At 62.1% G+C, this 23024-nt stretch carries 17 protein-coding genes and 1 tRNA gene; 9 read left to right on the forward strand and 9 right to left on the reverse strand.

The features are described 5' to 3' along the window. Positions 1-104: 104 nt before the first annotated feature. A tRNA-Met gene (locus BMX57_RS19715) sits at positions 105-181 on the forward strand. Here the strand turns inward: BMX57_RS19715 and BMX57_RS19720 are convergent. The 5 genes from BMX57_RS19720 to BMX57_RS19740 all read right to left on the reverse strand — a co-directional run bounded on the left by BMX57_RS19720 (position 138) and on the right by BMX57_RS19740 (position 5735). Continuing rightward, positions 138-1778: a recombinase family protein gene (locus tag BMX57_RS19720; RefSeq protein WP_092371504.1), complete on the reverse strand. Its 1641-nt coding sequence runs from the start codon at positions 1776-1778 to the stop codon at positions 138-140. The two genes, BMX57_RS19715 and BMX57_RS19720, sit on opposite strands and share 44 nt — an antisense overlap. Then, on the reverse strand, positions 1778-2818 hold the full coding sequence (locus BMX57_RS19725; protein WP_092371463.1) for a site-specific integrase: 1041 nt from the start codon (positions 2816-2818) through the stop codon (positions 1778-1780). The genes BMX57_RS19720 and BMX57_RS19725 overlap by 1 nt, the downstream gene beginning before the upstream one ends. Next, complete coding sequence (locus BMX57_RS19730; protein ID WP_092371466.1) at positions 2818-4515, reverse strand: tyrosine-type recombinase/integrase; 1698 nt, start codon at positions 4513-4515, stop codon at positions 2818-2820. The genes BMX57_RS19725 and BMX57_RS19730 overlap by 1 nt, the downstream gene beginning before the upstream one ends. 166 nt (positions 4516-4681) lie before the next feature. Beyond that, complete coding sequence (locus tag BMX57_RS19735) at positions 4682-4882, reverse strand: helix-turn-helix domain-containing protein (protein ID WP_092371469.1); 201 nt, start codon at positions 4880-4882, stop codon at positions 4682-4684. 226 nt (positions 4883-5108) lie between these two features. Next, on the reverse strand, positions 5109-5735 hold the full coding sequence (locus BMX57_RS19740; protein ID WP_092371472.1) for a hypothetical protein: 627 nt from the start codon (positions 5733-5735) through the stop codon (positions 5109-5111). A gap of 1251 nt (positions 5736-6986) precedes the next feature. Here BMX57_RS19740 and BMX57_RS19745 point away from each other — a divergent pair. Further along, entirely contained in the window at positions 6987-8384 is a 1398-nt protein-coding gene (locus BMX57_RS19745) for a metal-dependent hydrolase family protein (protein ID WP_092371475.1), read from the forward strand. Between the two features lie 601 nt (positions 8385-8985). Further along, positions 8986-9618 carry a tyrosine-type recombinase/integrase gene (locus BMX57_RS19750; RefSeq protein WP_092371478.1) on the forward strand — a complete coding sequence of 211 codons (633 nt, stop codon included), beginning with the start codon at positions 8986-8988 and terminating at the stop codon, positions 9616-9618. A 158-nt stretch (positions 9619-9776) separates the two neighbouring features. On the opposite strand, the gene BMX57_RS19755 is transcribed toward BMX57_RS19750, so the two are convergent. Then, positions 9777-10712, reverse strand: coding sequence for an aminotransferase class IV (locus BMX57_RS19755; RefSeq protein ID WP_177175513.1), 936 nt, complete (start codon positions 10710-10712; stop codon positions 9777-9779). A 125-nt stretch (positions 10713-10837) separates the two neighbouring features. Between BMX57_RS19755 and BMX57_RS19760 the strand changes: the two genes are divergently transcribed. Beyond that, entirely contained in the window at positions 10838-11302 is a 465-nt protein-coding gene (locus BMX57_RS19760; protein ID WP_092371481.1) for an Lrp/AsnC family transcriptional regulator, read from the forward strand. A gap of 733 nt (positions 11303-12035) precedes the next feature. Here the strand turns inward: BMX57_RS19760 and BMX57_RS19765 are convergent. The 3 genes from BMX57_RS19765 to BMX57_RS19775 all read right to left on the reverse strand — a co-directional run bounded on the left by BMX57_RS19765 (position 12036) and on the right by BMX57_RS19775 (position 16337). Beyond that, positions 12036-14237, reverse strand: coding sequence for a TRAP transporter permease (locus BMX57_RS19765; RefSeq protein WP_092371484.1), 2202 nt, complete (start codon positions 14235-14237; stop codon positions 12036-12038). Positions 14238-14324: 87 nt separating this feature from the next. Then, positions 14325-15296, reverse strand: coding sequence for a TAXI family TRAP transporter solute-binding subunit (locus tag BMX57_RS19770; protein WP_092371486.1), 972 nt, complete (start codon positions 15294-15296; stop codon positions 14325-14327). 126 nt (positions 15297-15422) lie between these two features. Continuing rightward, positions 15423-16337 (reverse strand): LysR family transcriptional regulator, encoded by a 915-nt coding sequence (locus BMX57_RS19775; protein WP_092371489.1) that lies wholly within the window; start codon positions 16335-16337, stop codon positions 15423-15425. 148 nt (positions 16338-16485) lie between these two features. Between BMX57_RS19775 and BMX57_RS19780 the strand changes: the two genes are divergently transcribed. The 5 genes from BMX57_RS19780 (at position 16486) to BMX57_RS20940 (ending at position 22654) form a co-directional block, all read left to right on the forward strand. After that, on the forward strand, positions 16486-17559 hold the full coding sequence (locus tag BMX57_RS19780; RefSeq protein WP_092371510.1) for a tartrate dehydrogenase: 1074 nt from the start codon (positions 16486-16488) through the stop codon (positions 17557-17559). 11 nt (positions 17560-17570) lie between these two features. Further along, a complete protein-coding gene (locus tag BMX57_RS19785) occupies positions 17571-18827 on the forward strand; it encodes a glycerate kinase type-2 family protein (protein WP_092371492.1) in 1257 nt (418 codons plus the stop codon). A 12-nt stretch (positions 18828-18839) separates the two neighbouring features. Beyond that, positions 18840-20252 (forward strand): pyruvate kinase, encoded by a 1413-nt coding sequence (pyk, locus tag BMX57_RS19790; RefSeq protein WP_092371495.1) that lies wholly within the window; start codon positions 18840-18842, stop codon positions 20250-20252. 22 nt (positions 20253-20274) lie between these two features. After that, the gene (gene eno, locus BMX57_RS19795; RefSeq protein ID WP_092371498.1) at positions 20275-21549 is read left to right on the forward strand and encodes a phosphopyruvate hydratase; all 1275 of its coding nucleotides are present in this window, start codon (positions 20275-20277) and stop codon (positions 21547-21549) included. A 682-nt stretch (positions 21550-22231) separates the two neighbouring features. Then, the gene (locus tag BMX57_RS20940; protein WP_092371501.1) at positions 22232-22654 is read left to right on the forward strand and encodes a UvrD-helicase domain-containing protein; all 423 of its coding nucleotides are present in this window, start codon (positions 22232-22234) and stop codon (positions 22652-22654) included. Positions 22655-23024 lie beyond the last annotated feature (370 nt).

Here is a 23024-nt window from a genome sequence, read left to right on the forward strand (position 1 = left end):
AAGCACCGAAGCGCCAATGGTACTCGGGCTCAAGCCCCGGGAGAGTAGGTCATCGCCAAACCTAGTAAAAACTCCAATACCTCTCCTACGATGAACGAAATTGGCGCGGGATGGAGCAGTCCGGTAGCTCGTCAGGCTCATAACCTGAAGGTCGTAGGTTCAAATCCTACTCCCGCAACCACTTTTACCGAACAAGCCGCCTCCGGGCGGCTTTGTTCGTTCTGAGCCAACCCGATCATCGCCGTCAAAGCACCCTCCAGTTCAATGGTGACACTGTCATCGGCGTGCCGAACCGAAACCCGCTCGATCAGACCACGCACGATCTCCAAAGCCTCGGTCCGGATCTCCGGGTCGGACAACGTTCGCGCCAGTTCGGTCACTTTCTGGCGATAGAGCTCCGACAGGTTCGGGCTCAGCCGCACCGGAGAGGGCGGGGGTGCCGAAAGCTGCGCATTGAGGTCGATGATCCGGCCCTCCAACTCTTCGAGCTTCGCCTTGAGGCCCGGCGTCCGCAGCCCCTCGGCGATCGCATCGTAGAGCCCGTCGAGCTTGCGCGTGGCGGCCGCGCGCTCTGCGTTCAGACGAGACCGCACGGCCTCCTGCGCACCGGCCTCGGCGTTCGTGGCCTCACTGAAAGATTTGATGAAGGCGGCCACGGCCTCGGGGTGCATAAGCCGGGTGCGCAGCAGGTCCAGAACCGCCGCTTCCAGCACGCCGCGCTTGTAGGAGCGATGATGCTCGCAGGTGCCGAGCTTGCGGGCATTGGAACAGGCGACGTAGTCCTTGCCCACGGTTGCCATATTGCCACCGCAGGCGCCGCAGAACAAAAGCCCGGTAAGCAGGTGCGTCTTCCGGCGCTTCTCCCAGAACCGGCTGCGCTTGATGCCCTGAACTGCCGGCGAGGCATCAATCTCTCCTTGCCGCGCCTTCACCGCTTGCCAGAGTTCATCTTCAACAATGCGCAATTCGGGGACTTCCGTCGTGATCCAGTCCGACGATTCGTTCAACCGGGACACGCGCTTGCCGGTTTCCGGATCCTTCACGTAGCGCTGCCGGTTCCAGACCAGCCGCCCTATATAGAGTTCGTTGTTCAACAGTCCGGTGCCGCGCGTCCGGTGACCGCGAATCGCGGTGTCGCGCCAGAGCTTGCCGCGCGGGCCAGGAATGCCCTCCTCATTCAACTGTCGCGCGATGGCCTTGGGCGACTGGCCTTTCGCGAAATCACGCAAGATCCGGCGGATGGTCTCGGCTTCGCCCTCGTTGATGCGACGTTCTCCCGTCACAAGCTGACCGTCCGCACCGAGGCGACGGACCACGTCGTAACCATAACTGTTGCCACCCCCGGAGCGGCCTGCTTCGACGCGCCCGCGTAAGCCGCGCCGGGTCTTGGTCGCGAGGTCCTTGAGAAAGAGCTGATTCATGGTGCCCTTGAGACCGACTTGCAGCTCGCCGATCTCGCCCTCGGCCAGCGTCACGATCAGCACCCCGGCAAAACTCAGCCGCTTGTAAATCGCCGCGATGTCGGCCTGGTCTCTGCTCAAGCGGTCAAGGGCTTCGGCCAGAACTACGTCGATCCGCCCATCCTGCGCCGCGTCCAGCAGCGTTTGCAGCCCGGGCCGCAGCATCGAGGCTCCGGAGACCGCACGGTCGGAGAACCGCTCCGCTACCTCCCAGCCCTCGCGATCCGCGCGTTCCTGGCACAATCTCACCTGGTCCTCGATCGAGGCGTCGCGCTGCATCTGGCTGGAGAAACGCGCATAAATCGCAACTCGGGTCATCAGGCTTTCTCCTTCATCTTCGAGATCAGCGCGGCATAGTCCCGTCCGGCCTCGATGGTCTGGGCATGGATGTAATGACGTTCCGCCGTCCCGAAACTCGAATGTGCCAGAACCGGACGGACCAGGCGTGCGCTTTCGGACGACCGTCTCGCCAGAGTAGTTGCGGCTGCATCCCGGAATAAATGAACCGGAACACGCACCCCGGTCATCTTCTGGGTCTGCTCCGCAATTCTCGCGGAGAGGTATTCCATCCCCAAGGGTGCTCCTTTCTTGCCCACCCACAGAAAATCGTGCCGTTGCTGGCGCCTTTCCATGAGCGCCGGCCGTGCGTCGCCAATATAGCGGCGCAGAAGGGGGGCGACCATGTCGGGAACGTCGGCCTCCCATGGTTGACCTGACTTGGTCAGTTCCTCCGGCAGAGCTATGCTTATGGTCTCGGCCGCAACAATCAGCGATGTCCCGATTTGCAGACCAGCGAAGGCACGTCTGCGCATCGGCATCACGGCCAGCATGGCGATCATGGTCCCGTCCCGCAGTCGCTTCATCGCTTCGAGTGGAGTGCTGGCCGCCTCGGCTTGTTTGGTGGCGAGTTTGATTCCGGCTTGCAACAGGACGTCGCTGGATAGGATGCGTCCCATCTTGCGGTCCCGATCTCCTCGCCCTGCGGCACGCTTCAAGGCCGCTTTCAGGTTGCGTTGAGCGGACCAATCTTTCCCGGGACTTGCAGCGGACAGAATACGGAGAACGCCATCGACGAACATCAACCGGGTCATTGGTTTGGTGTGCGACAGATCGCGGAGCCATGCAGACAGGCGCTCCAGGGTGGCCCGTTCGGTCGGTGGCAATCCGCAGGCGTCAGCATCCATTATCGCCAGCCATCTCAGCCAGCGCCCGTAGCGCCGTTCGAGCGTATCGAGGGACGTGGCCCGAAGATGCGCGAGGGCACCGCGATCGTCGAGCGGTCCCCCCGTCTTCTGGAATTCGATCCACATGGCACGGTCCTGGGCCGGCCAATTCGGGAAGGGGAGAACAAGGCTCATCAGCGGCGACCTTTCTTGTGTTCGATGAGGTCGGCGAAAGCCCGCGTCGCAGAGCGCGCTTCGAGACCAGAATACATGTTGATCGTGTGGCTGACCGCGGAATGACCGAGCAAGCGGCGGGCCACCTCGTAGCCGCCGGGATTGGCGTCGAGCCAGTTCATGACCGCGAAATGCCGGAACAGATGGGCATTCATTTCCAAACCGGTTTCCTTGAGAATCCGCTTAAACAAGCGCGAAGAAAGGCCACCACTGCTCACAGGACCGTCGCCGCCGCGGCGGGGAAACAGCCAAGGTGTGGCCGGAGGGCAAAGCTCAGGGCAACGGACCTTGAGATGTGCGTCGATCATCCGGACGATGTCGTGAGGGAGCTCGAACTCGACCGGACGTTCATTCTTGGTCTCTTCATCTTCCAGCACCAGATAGACGTGCCCATCGCCCGGCCTCTGCAAGTTGCGTTCCAGATGGAGGCCGGCCAAATTCTTGATCCGGATCGGACAAATCAGAAGGATGGCAACAGCAAGAGCGTCTTCCCGTGCCAACAGAGCGGAGAAACGAGATGACTTCGGTATCGGCTGCGCGAAAATCCTCTGCGGCAGAAGCAGGAGACGTTGCTGGTCCTTCTCGTCCTGCAAGGCCCGGAGGCGATCCCGGTTCTTCCGGGTCATCCCCGTCTGAGGCTTCGTGGCGACCCGCGCGGCGAGATCCGCGAGACGGTCCCGAACATCATCAGGTGCCTTGAGGATCAGGGCCAGGTTGCGAAGCAGGGCGGCCGTCTCACTGATCAGTTTGGTGGTCTGGTTCCCGGTGCGCGAAAGCATCTGCCGCAATCCGCGTTCGGCCATGACCGGATCGACAAGCACGTGCAGCCCATTGATCCCTTCAGGGGCGACATCAGAGTGGACGAGTTCCGAGGCAAAGCGGATCAACTGCCGACGGTATTGGGCAATGGTCGCGGGGCGCAACGCCTTTGCGAAACCTCCTTCCGCCAGCGGATCAGGTGTTCCAAGCCGGCGCATTAGATCGTCGAGGTCTTCCTGAAAGCTCTGCGGAAAACTCGACAAATGCATCGAAATGACGGTCTGGCGGGAAGCGAGAGGCAACACGATGTCGGGCCATTCGGGGATACGGCGGCGCGCCAGGTTCCAGCCGTTGACGGCGGCGCGGAACGCAACGACCGGGGATCTGCTGATCTCGTTGCGCTCAAGGGCATCGTGATAGGCTGCAGCATGTTCCATGCGAACGTCGAGCGGCGCGACGTCAGTGGTATTGACAAAATGGACAAACCGGCAGAGCGCCGGTTGCAACGTCTTGTCTCCGGACGCTAGCACTGCCGTCCATAAGGCGCGCCATTCGTCGGAAAGGTCTTCGATCCGGTTGGAGCGGCGCTCCACCAAACCGTAATGCGCCAAGGCGGCGCGCGCGTCACTGACGGCATTCTGCCAGCTCTTCGCCGTCAGGCCGAGCCTTGCGTGCGCAATCTTGGCAAGACGCGGTTGGAGCCATCGACTGTCGCAAGGCACGTCTTCGGGAGGTAATCCCACCGCCTTCGATATGCGGCGCAAACCGGAGATCAGATCCCTGCGCCGCGAGTCCAAAAGGGTTTCATCCACGCGGAGCCTGGCGATAATCTCGGCAAACATCGGCGTTCCCGCTCGCACGAATGCCATGTCGAGTGGATAGGGTGCCTGGCTGGTCATCGGGTGCGTAATCCTTTGGTCAGGTGGGGTCTCGGGTGGACCGCAGTGGACATGAGTGCCGATTCGGGAACACCATAACCTTACAAGTCAGAAATTTACGGTTAGGGCGTCTTCCCGAGCTTGTTCCAAGCTATTGACATGAATGGACATTGATGGCCGCGTCGGGCTACCAGATCTGCGCCCGGCGATAGGCCGCGTGAGCAGCCGGATCGATGCGGATCAGACGGCCGCCGGGGCCGACGCGGGTGACGGCAAGAAGGCCGGTCGCAATCGCGCGACGCACGGTCTTCTCCGAACAATTGTCGAGTTCGGCGACGTCTTTGACTGTCAACAGGGGGCGGGTCTTGTCAGTCTTCTTTGGTGTCATTGGCTTGCTCTGTCGTTGCGTTCGACGCTCCTGCCTGCTCCCGGACCGTTTGGCGCGCCAGAACGCGCGCAAGCGCAACAGCCGCCTCGTTACAGCGGTCGGTCGCGTCACTAAAAGGGCTGCTAGGAGAAGCGTGCGTCATGCCACGACCATGCATGGCAAAGTGCGGGGAACGCGAAGTGTAGCGATTCAGAAAATTTGAATTGATCGCTACACTAGTCGTCGTTCAGCGCACGCTCTGGCAGAAATCCTGGTAGCGCTTGAGGTCGAGTTTTAGCGTCTCGCCGCTGATCCGCGTCGGTGGTTCCGTCATGCACTCGACGATCGCGTTGACGAAGTCGAAGAGGTCGCCGCCGCGCTCGCTACTGATCGGGTCGGTCGTGAACTTGAGCGGCAGGCTGCGTTCCGTCCAGAAGGTAAAGATCGTCCAGCACACTATCTCCTTGCGGAGATCACGCGCCTTGCGACGGTCAGGCTCGTCGCCATAGCTGATGCCATCATTCCGCTTCATGTTCTCTAGATATTGGCGGAAGTCCGAGATTGCCTCCACACCTTCCCGGAACGTGGCGAGGTGATACTCCGCTGGATTGGGCATGCCGGTATGTGCAAAAGGGTTTGAAAAGCGGAGTTCGTTGATAACCTGCTGCGCCTTGGCGATTGCCTCCTCGGCGCGCCTCAGATTGTTGATGGCCCTTTGTGCTACCCTCGCGCCACGGTCTTTCTTGGGTGCTACCAGCTCTGGCTGGGACAGATTTAATGGATCCGATTGGGCGACGGTGAGCTTCCGCGACAGTTCCAGAAGCGGGCCGTCCTTGAAACCATGTGCCGCGCCGAGGCGCTGGATCTGATCCATCGACAAGGCGCCCGACGACCGCGGGGCGCCGGTGCGAAGTTTCCAGGGAACAGGGTTGTGGGAAGCCATGGCCCAGACTTTTGGCGCAACTCAGCCCGGGCTTCAATGCCGGGATCGCATGCGCAGTGGTGATGAGCTTGGGATCATCCGGATAAGGCTCTGACGCGGCAGGGTAGCGGTCGAGAAATGAAACTCGATCGCTACACTTTGGCTATCGAAGCTTGGATTGAGACGGTCGGCGCACGCGACGAGGTCACCTTGTCGGCCCGAGCGCCCGGTTCATCCCAGCGTCTCTCCAGCGCATGCGGTCATTGCAAAAAAAGCACTGGCCACGGTTAGCCTGCTCACCGGTCACCAAGAGCTGGCCATGATCCGGGGACTACCCCACCCCGCGCCAAACCGACTCCTTCTGGGCTGGCGCAGAAACACGACAACGAAACCCACCGGCTGACGTTCCGGGCGCGATCGCCCACTTGCCAGATCGGGGACCGCCAAGCGCACGGCAGCCGAAGCGGGGCAGGTGAGAAGCCTGCGGGGAAGCGACTGGCCATCGAGAACCGGCATCGTGTGGATACGGATCAGGGAGCGAAGGGCCTTCCCCCGCATGACGGGGGGAAGGAGCGGGGGCCGGATATTGTCTGATGAAAGGTCGGCCGGTTCTGCCGAATTGGCCGACTCAGTTTGTCGAATTGCGTTTAGTAAGTCAGCCAGAAACCGGGAGCTCGGGACAGGCTGGAGCCAAGCTGACGTCATCAAAGGGCGGTGAGTCCCGTCTCTGTTTTCTGAATCCAATGGCTGAAATGCGCAGGAAGCGGGAGCTGCAATGTTGTGAGCGAAAGTCTGCCTTCGGAACGTGGATGGCCCAGACCGGACCTTCACTGGCCCGCAGAGTGCCGCACCGCAGCTTCCCCAGAACGGCCATTCGTTCATCGCGCAGCATTTTCATCGGTCCGATGGCGGCAGTGCCGTTCGCCGCACCTGCTCAGTGATCGCTGCACCCGCCCACGCGTCTCGCAGGAAGGGCGGACAGCCGACCTTGGCCGCAGAGGCGAGCCATCCAAGCTGTGAGGAAGGAAGCCGACATTCAGAACACCTCGAACGCGGGCTCGGCGCTGCACCGCCGCAGGGCAGGTCCGAGCTGATGCTGTGGTCCAAGGGTTCATACTTGCGATGAATCGAAGCCTTCGGATAGTCTTCGTAATAGCGCGTCAAAATCGCGAACAGATGCCAAACCAGGCAAGGGCCTTCGTCATGAAGAGCAAGACCATAGCGTTTCTTCTCAGCACATCTCTTGGCGTCGTGCCTGTCGAAGCATTGGCGCATGATCCTATCGCGCTCACCTCCACCGGCGGCAAGATCGTACACGGGCACACCTACGGCCCGGCAGTGAAATACGACAATGTCGTCATCCGCGGCGCGCAGGTGTTCAGCGGATGCCACGAGCAACTGACCTCAGCTGATGTGCTGGTTACCGACAACCGGATCGCGGAAATCGGCCCCGACCTGGAAGCGCCCGAAGACGCTTTCGAGATCAAGGCGGACGGCCACACGCTGATCCCGGGCTTGATCGATGCTCACTGGCATGGCGTCTACGCAGAAGCGACGATCCCGCAGATCCTGACGACTGGCGAAGGCTACTGGAACCTTGTCGCCGCGCGCGCTCAAGAGAACGCGCTCTACCGTGGCTTCACGACCGTCCGCGAAGCCGCAGGACCGATGTTCGACATCGCCCGGGCGACCGACGAAGGCCTGATTGTCGGTCCGCGAATCTTCCCATCCGGCCCGGCGATCTCGCAGACCTCCGGTCATATGGATTTCCGGTTCACGTACGATGTGCCCGCAACGCCCGACAAACTGCACAGCCTAGAGCTGAACAACGGCTTCTATATCGCCGATGGCGTGCCCGAGGTGATCAAGCGCGTGCGTGAGAACCTGATGCAGGGGGCCACACAGATCAAGTTGATGGCTGGCGGCGGCGTCACATCGTCTTACGACCCGATCCACACGATCCAGTACAGCGATGCCGAATTGGAGGCAGCGGTTGAGGCGGCGGAGAATTGGGGCACCTATGTCCTGACCCATGCGATCAGTGACGAGGCCGTCATCCACTCTCTCGACGCCGGCGTGAAGAGCATCGAGCACGGCCATATGGCAACGCGAGAAACGCTGGAACGCATCCGGGACGAAGAAGCATGGCTCAGCATGCAGCCATTCCTTGACGACGAGGATGCGCCGACCCTGAACGAAGCGCAGAGCGCCAAGTACAACGCCGTGGTCGTCGGCACCGACTTCGTATACCGCACCGCCAGGGAACTTGGCGTCAAGATTGCCTTTGGCACTGACACGCTGTTCAGTTCCGACCTCGCCATGCGGCAGGGCGCGCAATTGGCGAAGCTGCAAAGGTGGTTCACCCCCTTCGAGGCGTTGAAGATGGCGACCTGCGACAATGCCGAACTGCTCAAGCTGTCAGGCCCACTGACCCCCTATCCCGATGGACCTCTCGGTGTGATTGAAGAAGGCGCCTATGCCGACCTGATCATTGTGAAAGGCAACCCGCTGGAAGACCTCGATCTCGTCGGCGACCCCGAAGGCAACTTCGATCTGATCATGAAAGACGGCGTGATCTACAAAAATCAGATTGACCGATAGAAATCGCTTCCAGTCTGGCCGGGGCTACTCTCGGCTATTTCGTTCTCAAGTGAAAAAGCCTCGCACTCGAAAAATCATGCGGAACGCTTGGCAATGCGAAGATCGGCTTCGTCCACATCCTCCCAGTTCGGAGCCGGCGCAGCGAATGACGGTAGGGGATTCGGCGGTTGACGCCGCCCTCCAGTGACCGGTCTTGGGAAGTTCGCTGCTCTGGTGGAGTCGCGGCGCCGTAGTCGCGAAGGCCAGTGGCGGACTTCAGCAATCGCGCTCGCTGCGGCTGCATGAGTCCGGTCCGTCCGCACGGCCGACCTTCGACCTCCAAAAATGCTGCGCGATAACCGAATGTCCGATCTGGTGAAGCTGCGCCGCAGCGGTCGACCATCTCGCCAATGTCCGGTCAGGGCCGTGGGCGGCGGGGAGCGTCTCGCCGCGTGCGCAAAACCGATCAGGGACGCCTCAGTCAATCTGGGCTCGCAACGGTCATGCGGCAGCGCGGCAGGCTCGAGCTGCGGAATCGCCAGGCGGCGCAGCAGGTTTGCTATGCTCGGCCGTCGGCGTAGCGCCGAAGACGTGGCGGGCGTGGTGGATCGGAGGAACCACCATGCCGACAAAGAACCTACCAGCCATCCGGGCCTGCCGCCCCGCTTGGAACAAGGGCCGCATCGTCGGTCAGAAGCGTCCGCTCGAACCGAAGCATGTCTGGGCGATCCGGGTCCGCCTCGAGATCGCACAGCGAACCCGCGAGCTTGCGCTTTTCAATCTCGCCATCGACAGCAAGTTGCGGGGATGCGACTTGGTCAAGCTAATGGTCGCCGACGTCTATGCGGCCGGACAGGTCAAGCACCGCGCCTCGATCGTCCAGAGCAAAACCCGGCGGCCGGTCAGCTTCGAGATCACTGAGGGGACAAGAAAAGCCATCAGGACTTGGCTGGACGCCCCACTGATGGTCGGGTCGGAGCATCTCTGGCCGGGACGCTTTCACGAACGACGGCATATCTCGACAAGACAATACGCCCGCCTCGTGCGTGACTGGGTGACGTCGATCGGGCTCGAGCCAAGCGCCTATGGCACCCACTCCATGCGGCGGACAAAGGTGGCACAGATATATCGAAAGACTGGCAACCTTCGTGCGGTGCAGCTACTGCTCGGCCACACGAAGATGGATAGCACGGTGCGCTACCTCGGTGTCGAGCTCGAAGACGCGCTCGCCATTGCAGAGGCGGTGGAGCTCTGAGAAGCCGGGCCGGTCAACATGACCGGCCCAGAGCCGACCTTCGGGCTCAGCGCAGCAGATGGCCGGTCCCCAGCCAGAGACGACATCCAACCACCTATTCCAGTGCCGCAGCGCGGCCCAGCACTGGCGACATTTGCGCTACGTGCATTTCGCGGCTCTCACGGGTAGGAGACAGCCTCGCGAAAGCTGTCATCGTTATGCATCTCCCAATACGCAGCCATCATCTTTTCCGAGAATCCTCCAACACCCCCCGCCCCGACAGGTTTGTTGTCGATCCGAGTGACCGGCATGACGCCCCCTGCCGTTGAGGTGACGAAGACCTCGTCGGCCCCTTTCAGGTCCTCGACAGAGACATCCCGAGCATGGCATGGGATTCCCATTCCCGAACAGATGTCGAAAACGGTTTGGCGGGTTACTCCCAACAGGACGCTGGCAATTGGCGTTGAAACCTCGCCATCCCTGAACACGAAGATGTTGAAGCCAGGGCCTTCAGACACATTGCCCTTGCCATCGATCAGAACCGCCGTGTCCGCGCCCCGCGCATATGCAGCGTAGAGCCCTTTGACCATGTCCAGCCAATGGTAATTCTTGACCGTGGGGTCAACCGAGCCCGGCGGGATGCGCAGAACATCCGTCACCGCCAGATGCAGGCCATGCTCCATCTGGTCCTTGTTGGCCACGGACCCGAAGGGGATGGAAAAGGCGATGAAGCGGTTCTCGGCCTCTCTCGGGTCACGACTGAATGTTGGGGATGTGCCTCTCGTGCAGATGAACTCGACGTAGGCGCTCTTCAGCCCGGAGAGCGCCACGCAGTTGTGGAGGATCTCCCTTGTCTGCGCCTTGTCATACGGGATGGACAGGTTCAGTTCTTCCATGCCGCGAAAGAAGCGGTTCAGGTGGTCCTCGAGCCGGAAGAACGCGCCTGCCCAGACATGGACCACATCATAGGTCGCGTCCGAGTGAAGAAAACCGTAGTCCAGAACCGAGAGCTTCGCCTCCTTCATCGGCAGGTATTGACCATCCATGTAGGCCACCCCCGGCGGATAGGCGCGGTGGTCGATGTGCGTCTCGGAGAGTCCTGGCAATTTTCTCATGGTCTGGCTTTCGGTGAACAGGTTTGACCTCTTGGGTAAGATACGGGAAAAAGCTGGGCGAACTGTCCAAAAGCTCTTAAATTGGTGAGCAGAACGCATCAATTCCATCCGCACAGGCGAGCAAGTTGCCAAACTCCCTCGACGCAACCGACAAGAGACTTCTGAAGGTTCTTCAGCGCAACAACCGGCTGTCGGCTGATGATCTCGGGGAACGTATCGGCGTTTCGCGGTCTTCCGTTCAACGGCGCATGAAGCGGTTTCGCGATGAGGGGATTATCGAGGCGGATATTTCCGTGTTGTCACCGAAGGCGGTGGGCCGCCCCATGACCTTCATCGTCGAGGTTGAGCTTGAACGCGAACGCACGGATCTCCTCGATGAATTTCGCCGCTCCATGCTGGCTCTCGATGATGTGCAGCAATGCTACTACGTCACGGGGCATACCGACTTCATTCTAATCGTCACAGCCGCGGACATGGCGGCGTATGAGGAGTTCAGCCGACAGGTGTTCACCGACAATCCGAATATCCGGCGATTTCACTCGAACGTTGTTGTAAACCGGGTAAAGTCAGGGCTTCAGGTGCCGTTGTAGGATTTCGACAGCAACGCACGCCGCATCTGCACCGCATTGGACCCTGGGCACGAAAGCGAGCCCGAGGCTGTAGCGTGTTGTTTGGTCGGAAAAGCAACGTTTCTGGCCCAATGCCGCCGTCCGTCGATTGGTCAAGTTGCTGCGGTGCGGCCCGTCACCGCCGACATTCGCCGCAGTGCCGAAATCCCGACCCACTCGAACTCACACATCGCGGGACGAAGCGGGATTTCGCTGCACAAGGCTCCATAGTCCGGTGATGTCGCATCGCGACCGTCGTGCCCAGCACCTCGGGCGGTATACGGTCATTCGCCGTACGCACGCACCAGACGGCAGGCTTCAGCAGGAGCGGACATTCAGATGCGATCTGTCCGCCAAAGACTCACTCTTTTCCATCGGTGTGAAGAAGCGTCAGGCCTGATATCCCGAATTCAATATCTTGAGCGAACGGAACAGAGACAGAAACAATCGCGTTGATATCTGTATGCAAGGTCACGTCTTTTTTTGCAGTCTTGACTGAGACCACCAACGCATACCGCGTTCTTTGCTAACGCGTCCGCATGTCTGCGCGGTTCCGCTTGAGACGGATGGTCAGACATCCTGACCGGAAATGCCACTTCTTCTCTGCACGCACGCAGCATCCGTTCGGACAACGCCGATCCACCGCAAACCGGCCCTTGTCAACGAAACAAGAAGGCTCCAGGCGACAGTGAGGTTGTCGCCGGGAGATAACGGCTCAGTCTGCGCCGTGCGCGATGGTTTCGGGGGTAATAAGGCGCTTCTGCAGGGCATAGAGCAGGATGCCGATTCCCAGACCGATGGCGTCGGTGAACCAGCCGCCGGCGATCATGCTCAGGCCGCCGGCCGCTAGCGCCACACGGACGGCCGCACCGGCCCGGCCGACAAACCAGCCTTGGACCGCGCAGGACAGGAGGTAGACCCCGACAACCGCCGTCACAGCGATATGGGCGATCTCGAACCAATTGCCCTGCAGCAGCATCGCCGGCGAGAAGAAGAACATGTAGGGCACCACGAAAGCGGCGAGCCCGATCTTGAAGCTCTCGACCGAGGTCTTGACCGGGTCCGACCCGGACAGCGCCGCGCCGGCATAGGAGGCCAGCGCCACCGGCGGGGTGATCGCCGACATCACGGCGAAATAGAAGATGAAGAGATGCGCGACCAGTGGCTCGACGCCGAGGTTGACGACACCCGGCGCAATCACCGAGGCCGCCACCGCGTAGGCCGCCGTCGTGGGCATCCCCATGCCAAGCACGATGGAGACGACCATGGCGAAGAACAGCGCCAGGATCTGGCTCTGGTCCGCAAGCGCCAGCAGCACGGTCGAAAAGCGCGAGCCGATGCCAGTCAGGGCGATGACGCCCACGATGATCCCGGCAGTTGCACAGACGGCCACCAGCTGCAGCACCATACGCGCGCCGATGTCGAGCGCGTGAAACAGTTGCTTCGGCCCCATCCGGTGGGGGGTGAGCCAGGAAACAACTGCCGCTGTAATCATCGCCAGGGTTCCGCACCGGATCACCGAATATCCGGCGAACAGCGCAAAGATCAGCACGATGATGGGCGTCAGAAGATAGATCTGACGGATCAGCACGCCGAGCTTGGGCAGTTGTTCGCGCGGAAGACCCTTCAAGTTGGCCTTCTGCGCCGCCAGGTCGATCATGAAGTAGACCGAGAGGAAATAAAGCGCCGCCGGAATGATCGCGGCCGAGACGATCTCCATGTAAGGAATGCCGGTGATTTCGGCCATGATGAAGGCGCCTGCGCCCATGATCGGGGGCATGATTTGCCCGCCTGTCGATGCCGCGGCCTCGACCGAAGCGGCGGTCTGCGGCTTGTAGCCCACCTTTTTCATCATCGGGATGGTCAGTGATCCGGTGGCCACCACGTTGCCGGCAGAGGTGCCGTTGATCATGCCCATCAGGCCGGAGGCAAAGATCGCCACCTTGGCCGGGCCGCCGCGCTTGTGTCCGGCAGCGGCGAAGGCAAGGTTCACGAAGTACTCTCCAACCCGCGTGGTCTGCAAGAAGGCGGCGAAGATCACGAAGAGGATGATGTAGGTCGACGAGATCGCGATCGGTGCGCCAAGGATGCCGTTGTCGGTGAAGATGTAGGAGAAGAAGCGCTTGGCATCATATCCGCGGTGTTCGAAGATGCCCGGCAGCCAGGGTCCAAGGAAGGAATAGGCGACGAAGATCGAGGCGATGATCACCAGCGCCATGCCTGCAAGGCGGCGGGTCAGTTCGATGATCAGGATCACGCCGGTGATCGCCGCCCACATGTCGCCTGGCAGCGCCATCGGCATACCGGCGCGCAGTTGCAATTGGCGTGCGAAAAAGATCAAATAGGCGGTCGCGACCAGCGCGGCGGCGGCCAACAGGACGTCTCCGGCGGAAAATGCGCGGCGGTCGCGTTGCGGGTAGAGCCAGCCATGCAGGATGGCCAGCGCCGAGCCCGCGGCCAGCGGAATGCCGAAGGAGGACATGGCCCAGGCGGGGGGCAGCGCCACGCCCATGAGAGTGCCATTGATCCAGATCGCGGCAACGGCGATCAGCGCATAGCCGATGCCCGCAGCGGCAAGCCCCAGCAGGGCCAGCGACATCGGGTTGCGGTTTTCGCCCTCTGCGTCCTCGGACAGCGACACGGCGCCAAAAAGCAGAAAGCCTAGGAACAACCCGCCGCCGACATGGCTCAGGCGATAGGCCCAGGTCTCGAGCGGATAGACATTCATGACCAGCAGGTGAAAGACCGAGTAGGCGACACACATCGTGGCAATCGTAAAATTGCGCGTGCCGATGAAATCCCGCTGATTGCTGGCAAGCGGGTCTTCATCCACATGCGCCTTGGCGGTTTCCTGCTCGATCAGCGAAAGGTCCGGCTCGGCCTCGGGCCGGCCCTGATTGTCCTGTGTCTTAGTCATGATGGGTCACCCATGAAAGGGGTTGAATGGAGAGCACGGGCGAGAGACGAGGCTCGACCGCCCGTGCAGTGCAAACGCGGGACGCGCTTACTTGAGATCAGCGGGGATCTCGTAGCCGTTCTCTTCGAACCACTTCACGGCACCCGTATGGAACGGAACCACGGTGTTCTTGAGCACGTTCTCGGCCAGGGTTTCCTTGGCTGCGGCGTGGTTCTGGACCATGCGGTCGTGGTTTTCCATCGCCAGTTTGGTGATCTCGTAGGCCAGGCTTTCGGGCATGTCCTGATGCGCGATGGCAAAGTTCCACAGAGACACAGTCTGAAGCGGTTCCGGCTGATCCTCGTAGGTGTTGGCCGGAATGGTGAATTCCTGCATCGCGGGCGCAAGTTCCTTCATCTTCGCCAGGGTTTCCGGCCCCATCGACAGGAAGCGCACGTCGTTTTCCACGGCCAGCTGCGCATAGGCGCCGGTCGGCAGGCCCGCGGCGTAAACGAAGGCGTCGATCAGCCCGTCCTTGAGCTGGCCCGCAGTGTCCGAGCCGCCAGCATTGCTGATCGAAACGCTGTCGTCGGTGGCTTCGAAATAGCGTGTCCAGTAGGTGGCAGAGGTGCCGCCCGCAGGGCCGACGCCGACGCGCACGCCTTTCAAATCCTGGAAGTTCTGGATGTCCGACGAAGCCAGAACGGCGGCCTGAAGCGGCGTCTGGTACATCGGGAACAGCGCGCGCACGTTTGCATGCGGCACGCCGGGCATCAGCGGGCTTTCGCCGCGATAGGCCTCGTCGGCGGGCCCAAGCGTCACGAAACCCAGCTGGTGCTCGCCGGTTTCCACCAGCGTCACGTTCTGCACCGGGCCGCCGGTGATCTCGACACCTGCGTTCAGGTCCAGCTCTTCGCTGATCATGGCACCGAAACCCGAGCCATAGGTGAAGTAGGTTCCGCCCTGGCTGCCGGTGCCGATGGTGATGCTGTTGGGCCAGCCATCGCGATCCTGTGCGGCCACGGGCAGCGCAACCATGGCGCAAAGCGCGGCTACTGCGGAAATCGTATTGAATTTCATGGATCTTACTCCTCCGGTTGGGTCATTCGATGCGCCCCGCCTCTCGGAGTCGCAACAATGGGAGGATGATGTGGAAAACGGGTGCGTCCCGCTATGCGCCAAATTTTATATTCAATTACGCAATAATCAGGCGCTGGCTTCCAACTCCTTGAGATGGGCCTCCAGCACGGCCACAAAGGCATCGCGTGCAGGGTCGCGCGTGCCCCGGGCCCAGGCCGCTGCGAGGATCAATTTGGAGCGGGTCGTGCCCTCGGGCACCGACAACGGCACGAAGGTCACGCCGGGCACCTGAAGTCGCGAGGTCCAGCGCGGCACGATGGCCAACCCGGTTCCGGCGGCCACCAGATTGACGATGGTGTGCTTTTCCTCGGCCACCTGGGCGATGCGCGCGGTCAGCCCGGCATCGAGGAACAGCTTGATCGTCAGGTCGTGGGAATGCGGCCGCGAGCGGCGGTCGGGCACGATCAGTGGCTCATCTGCCAGATCGGCAATCTCGATGATGTCGTGGTCTGCCAGACTATGATGTTCCGGCAAGGCGACGACAGCGGTTTCGAAAAACAGCGTCTGGAAGTTGATCCTCTGGTCGCGGATATCCGGCGGACGGCAGAAGGCGATGTCGAGCGATCCGCTTAGCAGTTTCGGCAGAAGGCGAATGGTCTTCTGCTCGATCAGCTGGATTTCCAGGCCGGGCTGCTCCTGGCGCACCAGGCTCAGCAATTGCGGCATCAATCCCGCCGCCGCGCTGTCGATGGCACCGACCTTCAGCACCGGCGTCTCCGACTTGCGCACATTGCGCACCTTTTCCTCGAACTTCTCGGCCTGCGCCACCAGCGCGCGGGCCTCTTCAAGGATGCTGGCCCCGGCTTCGGTCAGCGAAACGCTGCGGGTGGTGCGCAGGAACAGGCGCGTTTCCAGCTTGTCCTCCAGCAGCCTGATCTGGCGGCTGAGCGAGGCCGGCAGCATGTCCAGAGACTGCGCGGCACGCCCAAAATGCAGGCTGTCCGCCACCGCAAGAAAACATCTGATCTGGTCGATATCCATGAGGCAAGCCCTGTGGGCATTATTTCAGTTATGTATATAATTCTGCGCAGATTGAGGGAAGCAGGTCCAGCACTGTAGCGTCAGTCTCAATTGCCGAGGCGATAGCGCCCCGGTACAGCCCATGACCAACCAGGAACGGACCCAAATCATGAAAACATACAAGATCGCATCCATTCCCGCCGACGGCATCGGCCCCGAGGTCATCGCCGCCGGGCTTCAGGCGCTCGAGTCGCTGGCCCGCCGTGATGGCGGTTTCCAGTTTGACGTGACTGAGTTCGACTGGAGCTCCGAGCGCTACAAGAAGACCGGCGCGCTGATGCCCGAGGACGGCGCGCAGCAGCTGAAGGATTTCGACGCGATCTTCTTTGGTGCCGTGGGCGCGCCGGACGTGCCCGACCACGTCACCCTCTGGGGCTTGCGCCTGCCGATCTGCCAAGGATTTGATCAATATGCCAACGTGCGGCCCACCAAGATCCTGCCGGGCATCAAGTCGCCGCTGGAAGGAGTCGGCCCCGGCGATCTGGACTGGGTGATCATCCGCGAGAATTCGGAAGGCGAATATTCCGGCGTCGGCGGCCGCGCCCACAAGGGCCTGCCCCTGGAAGTGGCCACCGAGGTATCGATCTTCACCCGCGTCGGCGTCGAGCGGATCATGCGCTATGCCTTCACGATGGCGCAGTCGCGGCCGCGCAAGCTGCTGACCGTGGTGACCAAGTCGAACGCGCAGCGTCACGGCATGGTGATGTGGGACGAGATCGCGGCGGAAGTGTCGAAGGATTTTCCCGACGTGACCTGGGACAAGATGCTGGTCGACGCCATGACCGTGCGCATGGTGAAGAACCCCAAGAGCCTCGACACCATCGTCGCCACCAACCTGCATGCCGACATCCTGTCGGACCTCGCCGGCGCGCTGGCCGGCAGCCTGGGCGTCGCCCCCACCGGCAATATCGACCCGGAGCGCCGCTACCCGTCGATGTTCGAACCTATCCACGGCTCGGCCTTCGACATCACCGGTAAGGGCATTGCCAACCCGGTCGCCACTTTCTGGACCGCAAGCCAGATGCTCGATCACCTGGGCGAGGCGGATGCCGCCGACCGGCTGATGCGCGCGGTAGAGAAGGTCTGCGCCGACGGTATTCTGACGCCGGACGTGGGTGGCACCGCCAATACCCAGCAGGTGACCGACGCGGTCTGCGACGCCATTCGCGGCGAAAACATCTGAAAGCTGGTTTCATGACGGTAGATGACGCACCGGCGCTCCTGCGCCGCATGATGGAGGCTGCCATCGCGGCAGCAGATCCGGCCACGGTGTTGGCGCGCCATCTGCCGGAAAAACCGAAAGGCCGCTGCATCGTCATCGGTGCCGGCAAATCCGCCGCTGCCATGGCCCTGGCCGTCGAACGGGCCTGGCCGGATGTCGACCTTTCGGGCGTGGTGGTCACGCGCTACGGTCATGGCGTGCCAACCCGGCGCATCACGGTGCGGGAAGCCTCCCATCCCGTGCCGGATGCTGCCGGGTTGGCGGCGGCGCAGGAGATCCTGCGCATCGCCAAAAGCGCAGGTCCAGATGACTTGGTGCTGGCTCTGATCTCTGGCGGCGGCTCCTCGCTGATGCCGCTGCCGGTGCCGCCGCTGACGCTGGAAGACAAGATCGTCGTCAACCGGCTGCTCCTGCGCTCTGGTCTGACCATCGAAGACATGAATCGCGTGCGCCGCCGCCTGTCGATGATCAAGGGCGGCGGTCTGGCGCTCGCCGCAGCGCCGGCCCGGCTGGTCACGTTGGCGATCTCGGACGTGCCGGGCGACGATTCGGCCGCCATCGCGTCCGGCCCCACCGTGCCCGACCCGACGGCGGGCGAAGACCTCACCCACCTCGCCGATCGCCTCCGCCCTGACTTGCCGCTGGCCGCGCGCGAGGTCCTGACGGCCGCGCCGGAACCCGCCGCGCGCTTCGACGCCGATTATCGCATGATTGCCACGCCGAAGACGTCGCTGGAGGCCGCGGCGGACGTGGCCCGTGCGGCTGGCATCAGGCCTGTCCTGTTGGGCGACGCATTGGAAGGTGAAGCCCGCGAATTGGGCATCGTCATGGCCGGCATTGCCAAATCCGTGGCGCAGCACGGGTTCCCCGCCCCTGCGCCTGCGGTCCTTCTCTCCGGCGGCGAAACCACGGTAAGCATCGGCGCTGCGAAGCCGGGCCGTGGCGGCCGCAACACCGAATTCCTGCTCAGCCTCGCCGTTGCCTCGCAGGGGCACAAACGTATCCACGCCGTTGCCGTCGATACCGACGGCATCGACGGCACCGAAGACGCAGCCGGCGCCCTGATCGGGCCGGACATGCTCAAACAGGCTACGGACTTGGGGCTGGACGCCAAGACCTTCCTTGCCGGGCATGACAGCTATTCCCTGTTCGACGCGACGGGCGACCTAATCCGCACCGGCCCCACGCTCACCAACGTGAACGACTTTCGCGCCGTAATGATCCTTTGAAAGGAACTTGAAATGATCCGCGACCGACGCGCCAAGATCGTCGCCACCATCGGCCCGGCCAGCGCCTCGCCCTTCATGCTGCGCAGCCTGTTTCTGAAGGGCGTCGATACCTTCCGGCTGAACTTCAGCCATGGCGAGCACGCCACCCATGCCGCGGAGATCTCGGCGATCCGCGCGCTGGAGGCAGAGGTTGGCGTGCCCATCGGCATCCTGCAGGATCTGCAAGGCCCGAAAATCCGGCTGGGGCGCATCGCCGGGGGCGCACGGATGCTCGACCGGCACGAAAAGGTCAGCTTCCTGCCTGCCGAGACCACGCCCGACGACACCTGCCTGCCGCTGCCGCATCCCGAGATCTTCGCTGCCATCGAACCCGGCCACAGGCTGTTCATCGACGACGGCCGGGTGCGCCTGAAGGTGACCGATAAGCGCGCCGACCGGATCGAGGCGGAGGTGCTGGAAGGCGGCAAGGTCAGCGACCGAAAAGGCGTGAACCTGCCCGATTGCGTGCTCGACCTGCCGGTGCTGACCGAAAAGGACCGTGCCGACCTGGACTTCGGCCTGTCGCAGGGCGTCGACTGGGTGGCGTTGTCCTTCGTGCAGAAAGCAAGCGACCTAGATGAGATCACCGGCATCATCGCCGGTCGCGCCGGGCTGGTTTCGAAGATCGAGAAACCCTCGGCGCTGCAGGACATCGAGGCTATCGTGGCCAGGTCCGACGCCATCATGATCGCCCGTGGCGACCTCGGCGTCGAAATTCCGCCCGAGGACGTGCCAGCAAAACAGAAAGAGATCATCGCGCTCTGCCGCCGCGCCTGCCGCCCGGTGATCGTCGCCACCCAGATGCTGGAATCGATGACCGCCAGCCCGGCGCCGACCCGCGCCGAAGCCTCGGACGTGGCCACGGCGATCTACGATGGCGCCGATGCAGTGATGCTGTCGGCCGAAAGCGCCACCGGCGACTACCCTTGCGAGGCGGTTGAGGTGATGGGCCGCATCATCCGCTCGACCGAAGGCCACGCGCTCTACGCCAGGGCCATGGCGGCGACCCGCGAAACCGCTGAAACCGACGCCGACGCCATCGCCGATACCGGCGCGACGCTGGCCTGCCGAATGGGCGCCACCTGCATCATGGCCTATTCCATGTCCGGCGCGACCGGCACGCGCATCGCCGCCCGTCGCCCGAAACTGCCGCTGATCGTGATGACCCGCGACACCCAGGTCTCGCGCCGCATGGCGCTGGTCTGGGGCGCTCGCTCGGTGCTGGAGGCCTCGGCCTCGGACTATGACAGCATGGTGCTGACGGCAAAGGAGGAATGCCGGAAACTACTGGCACCGAAGCTGGGCGATACGATGGTCGTGCTCTCCGGCGTGCCCTTCGGCCAGGTCGGCAGCACCAACAACATCCGCGTCGCGACCTTCCGCTGACCCCCAGGCAGGACATGAGCCCATGAGCACCATTACCCATATCTTCGCCCGCGAAATCCTCGACAGCCGGGGCAACCCCACTGTCGAGGTCGACGTCACGCTGGAGGACGGCACGCAAGGCCGCGCCGCCGTGCCCTCGGGCGCTTCGACCGGCGCCTACGAGGCCGTGGAAAAGCGCGACGGCGACAAGGCGCGTTATTCCGGCAAGGGCGTGCTGGAAGCGGTCGCCGCCGTGAACGGCGAGATCGCCGACGCGATCGCCGGCATGGACGCCACCGAACAGGTCGCCATCGACGCCGCCATGTGCGAACTCGACGGCACCGACAACAAGGGCCGCCTCGGCGCAAACGCCATTCTCGGCGTGTCGCTCGCGGTGGCCAAGGCGGCGGCGGAGTTCACCGCCCAGCCCCTCTATCGCTACGTCGGCGGGACCTCGGCGCGCATCCTGCCGGTGCCGATGATGAACATCATCAACGGCGGCGAACATGCCGACAACCCGATCGACATCCAGGAATTCATGATCATGCCGGTCGCTGCGGAGAACATCCGCGAAGCAGTGCGCATGGGCTCGGAAGTCTTCCATACGCTGAAACAGGAACTCAGCGCCAAGGGCCTTTCCACGGGCCTCGGCGACGAAGGCGGCTTCGCCCCGGAACTGGGTTCAACCCGCGACGCGCTGGATTTCATCCTGAAGTCGATCGAAAAGGCCGGCTACAAGCCGGGCGAGGACATCTACCTGGCGCTCGACTGCGCCGCGACCGAGTATTTCAAGAACGGCAAGTACGAACTGAAGGGCGAAGGCAAATCGCTAACGTCCGAGGAAAACGCCGACAACCTGGCGGCACTGGTGGCCAATTACCCGATCATCTCCATCGAAGACGGCATGAGCGAGGACGATTGGGACGGCTGGAAGATCCTGACTGACAAGCTGGGCGACAGGATACAGCTGGTGGGCGACGATCTGTTCGTCACCAACCCCAAGCGGCTGGCCGACGGCATCCAGCGCGGCGTGGCCAACTCGATGCTGGTAAAAGTCAACCAGATCGGTAGCTTGACGGAAACTATCAAAGCTGTCGATATGGCCCATCGCGCGCGTTATACCAACGTCATGTCGCATCGCTCGGGCGAAACCGAGGATGCCACGATTGCCGATCTGGCGGTGGCTACCAATTGCGGCCAGATCAAGACCGGGTCGCTGGCCCGTTCGGACCGGCTGGCGAAATACAACCAGCTGATCCGGATCGAGGAGGCGCTCGGCGAAACCGCGGAATACGCGGGACGGGGGATATTGCGTTGACGTCCCGGCGCGCTTGAAAACCAAAACGCGGCGGTATTCGTCGGGTTTGTCCCGCATTGCGTGAGTTCGACTAGGCTCCGATTTTGCGCCCGCGGCGAATGGCGGCTCTGGCGGGGCGCACCGCAATGATCACGTTCGCCGATTAGCGGCGGCTTTGTGCCGTCCCTTCGATGACCAAAGGCAGCAATGCGCGCTTCGCGCCAATTTGGGCCGACCGCAGCATTCGGGACTCTGGGCTCGAAGCTGCCTTGCGGCGGTGCAGGGAGAGGGCCGTTCCGGCGGCATTTTGAACGTCAACTTTCACATGAAGCCCCTGAAAATCTCACAGATGCGGAGAATGGCCGGTCTCCGCCCGACCTGCATGTTCTTCCTAGGCCGGCTGATTGCGAGACATGGATCCGCTTCGGGCTAGAAAGCCGTCATTTGACAGGACGCTCCGGGTAAGCCGATCCACTTGAGCGCTGGCGTTGCGCAGGGAGATGACGGCTCAAAATTGCGAACCGTGGTCGGCCATTCAATTGTAACCGGCCCTCGGCTCGCCGCCGACAACGTCGAAAGGCGCGCTCGCGAAGATAGTTCCCGTCCCTTGATGGCGGCCATCTGGTCCCCGATACTTTATGTTTCTATTTTGTTCTTGCTCCGGTAAGTTCTCGCGCAAGCGCAGCAGGGGAGAAGGTGCAGCATGAAGGCCGCAGAGTATCTGGAGACGCTCAACGAGAATCAACGCGCGGCGGTGGAGTTCGGTGTGGCGGGAGAGTTGCCCAGTCCGCCGCTTCTTGTCATTGCGGGCGCGGGTTCGGGCAAGACGAGTACGCTCGCGCACCGGGTTGCGCATCTGCTCGTCAATGGCGCTGAATGCTATAACTCAGCCAATAGGCATAAGCGGACACCCAGTTGGAGTGATGAAAATCAGGATGGCCGTTGGCGAGCTTTCACTCGCGAAGAACTTCTGGCTCGTGACAAGGCAAGTCTCGATCTGTTTTGGCTCCGAGACGCTTCGATGACTGATCTGGAAAGTCTTCCCGAGCCGGATGTACTGGCTGAGGAGATCATGGAGAACCTCCGGTCGGCTCTCGCGAACTTTGAAGCGGCCAGTTTGACTTGAGCTTCAAAATTCTCCCAAAAGATGCCGAGTTCCCGTGAAGATCAAGTATCGGCATTCTCGGCTTCTCAGCGGTGGAACGGAAGTGACGAATGAGTTACGACTTTGGTCTCTTTTTAATAATCGATTCAGTTCGGTTAAGGCCAAATCCCCCTCCCGCAACCAACGATTTCTGCAATAGCAAGTTGTCTAGCGCCTCGGCCTCCGAAAGGAAGTCGAGCTTTTGCTTTCCGGCTGCAAAGCGCAGGATCGCGCTCAGGTCGCCGGTAAGCGCTGTGAGCTAATGGGATGAACTGCCTTCCCACCAACCCGCTGCTACCGTGGCGGGCATAGGTGGAGAGAGGAGCATCTGATGGACATCAAGGTTCTGGGC

Origin of the sequence: Cribrihabitans marinus (genome assembly GCF_900109035.1) — a bacterium.
GTDB classification, from domain to species: domain Bacteria; phylum Pseudomonadota; class Alphaproteobacteria; order Rhodobacterales; family Rhodobacteraceae; genus Cribrihabitans; species Cribrihabitans marinus.

What these genes read in the sequence shown, in the direction of transcription:
- BMX57_RS19720 (WP_092371504.1), bottom strand. Translation starts at nt 1,778, where the DNA reads ATGACCCGAGTTGCGATTTATGCGCGTTTCTCCAGCCAGATGCAGCGC.
- BMX57_RS19725 (WP_092371463.1), bottom strand. Translation starts at nt 2,818, where the DNA reads ATGAGCCTTGTTCTCCCCTTCCCGAATTGGCCGGCCCAGGACCGTGCC.
- BMX57_RS19730 (WP_092371466.1), bottom strand. Translation starts at nt 4,515, where the DNA reads ATGACCAGCCAGGCACCCTATCCACTCGACATGGCATTCGTGCGAGCG.
- BMX57_RS19735 (WP_092371469.1), bottom strand. Translation starts at nt 4,882, where the DNA reads ATGACACCAAAGAAGACTGACAAGACCCGCCCCCTGTTGACAGTCAAA.
- BMX57_RS19740 (WP_092371472.1), bottom strand. Translation starts at nt 5,735, where the DNA reads ATGGATCAGATCCAGCGCCTCGGCGCGGCACATGGTTTCAAGGACGGC.
- BMX57_RS19745 (WP_092371475.1), top strand. Translation starts at nt 6,987, where the DNA reads ATGAAGAGCAAGACCATAGCGTTTCTTCTCAGCACATCTCTTGGCGTC.
- BMX57_RS19750 (WP_092371478.1), top strand. Translation starts at nt 8,986, where the DNA reads ATGCCGACAAAGAACCTACCAGCCATCCGGGCCTGCCGCCCCGCTTGG.
- BMX57_RS19755 (WP_177175513.1), bottom strand. Translation starts at nt 10,712, where the DNA reads ATGAGAAAATTGCCAGGACTCTCCGAGACGCACATCGACCACCGCGCC.
- BMX57_RS19765 (WP_092371484.1), bottom strand. Translation starts at nt 14,237, where the DNA reads ATGACTAAGACACAGGACAATCAGGGCCGGCCCGAGGCCGAGCCGGAC.
- BMX57_RS19770 (WP_092371486.1), bottom strand. Translation starts at nt 15,296, where the DNA reads ATGAAATTCAATACGATTTCCGCAGTAGCCGCGCTTTGCGCCATGGTT.
- BMX57_RS19775 (WP_092371489.1), bottom strand. Translation starts at nt 16,337, where the DNA reads ATGGATATCGACCAGATCAGATGTTTTCTTGCGGTGGCGGACAGCCTG.
- BMX57_RS19780 (WP_092371510.1), top strand. Translation starts at nt 16,486, where the DNA reads ATGAAAACATACAAGATCGCATCCATTCCCGCCGACGGCATCGGCCCC.
- BMX57_RS19785 (WP_092371492.1), top strand. Translation starts at nt 17,571, where the DNA reads ATGACGGTAGATGACGCACCGGCGCTCCTGCGCCGCATGATGGAGGCT.
- pyk (WP_092371495.1), top strand. Translation starts at nt 18,840, where the DNA reads ATGATCCGCGACCGACGCGCCAAGATCGTCGCCACCATCGGCCCGGCC.
- eno (WP_092371498.1), top strand. Translation starts at nt 20,275, where the DNA reads ATGAGCACCATTACCCATATCTTCGCCCGCGAAATCCTCGACAGCCGG.
- BMX57_RS20940 (WP_092371501.1), top strand. Translation starts at nt 22,232, where the DNA reads ATGAAGGCCGCAGAGTATCTGGAGACGCTCAACGAGAATCAACGCGCG.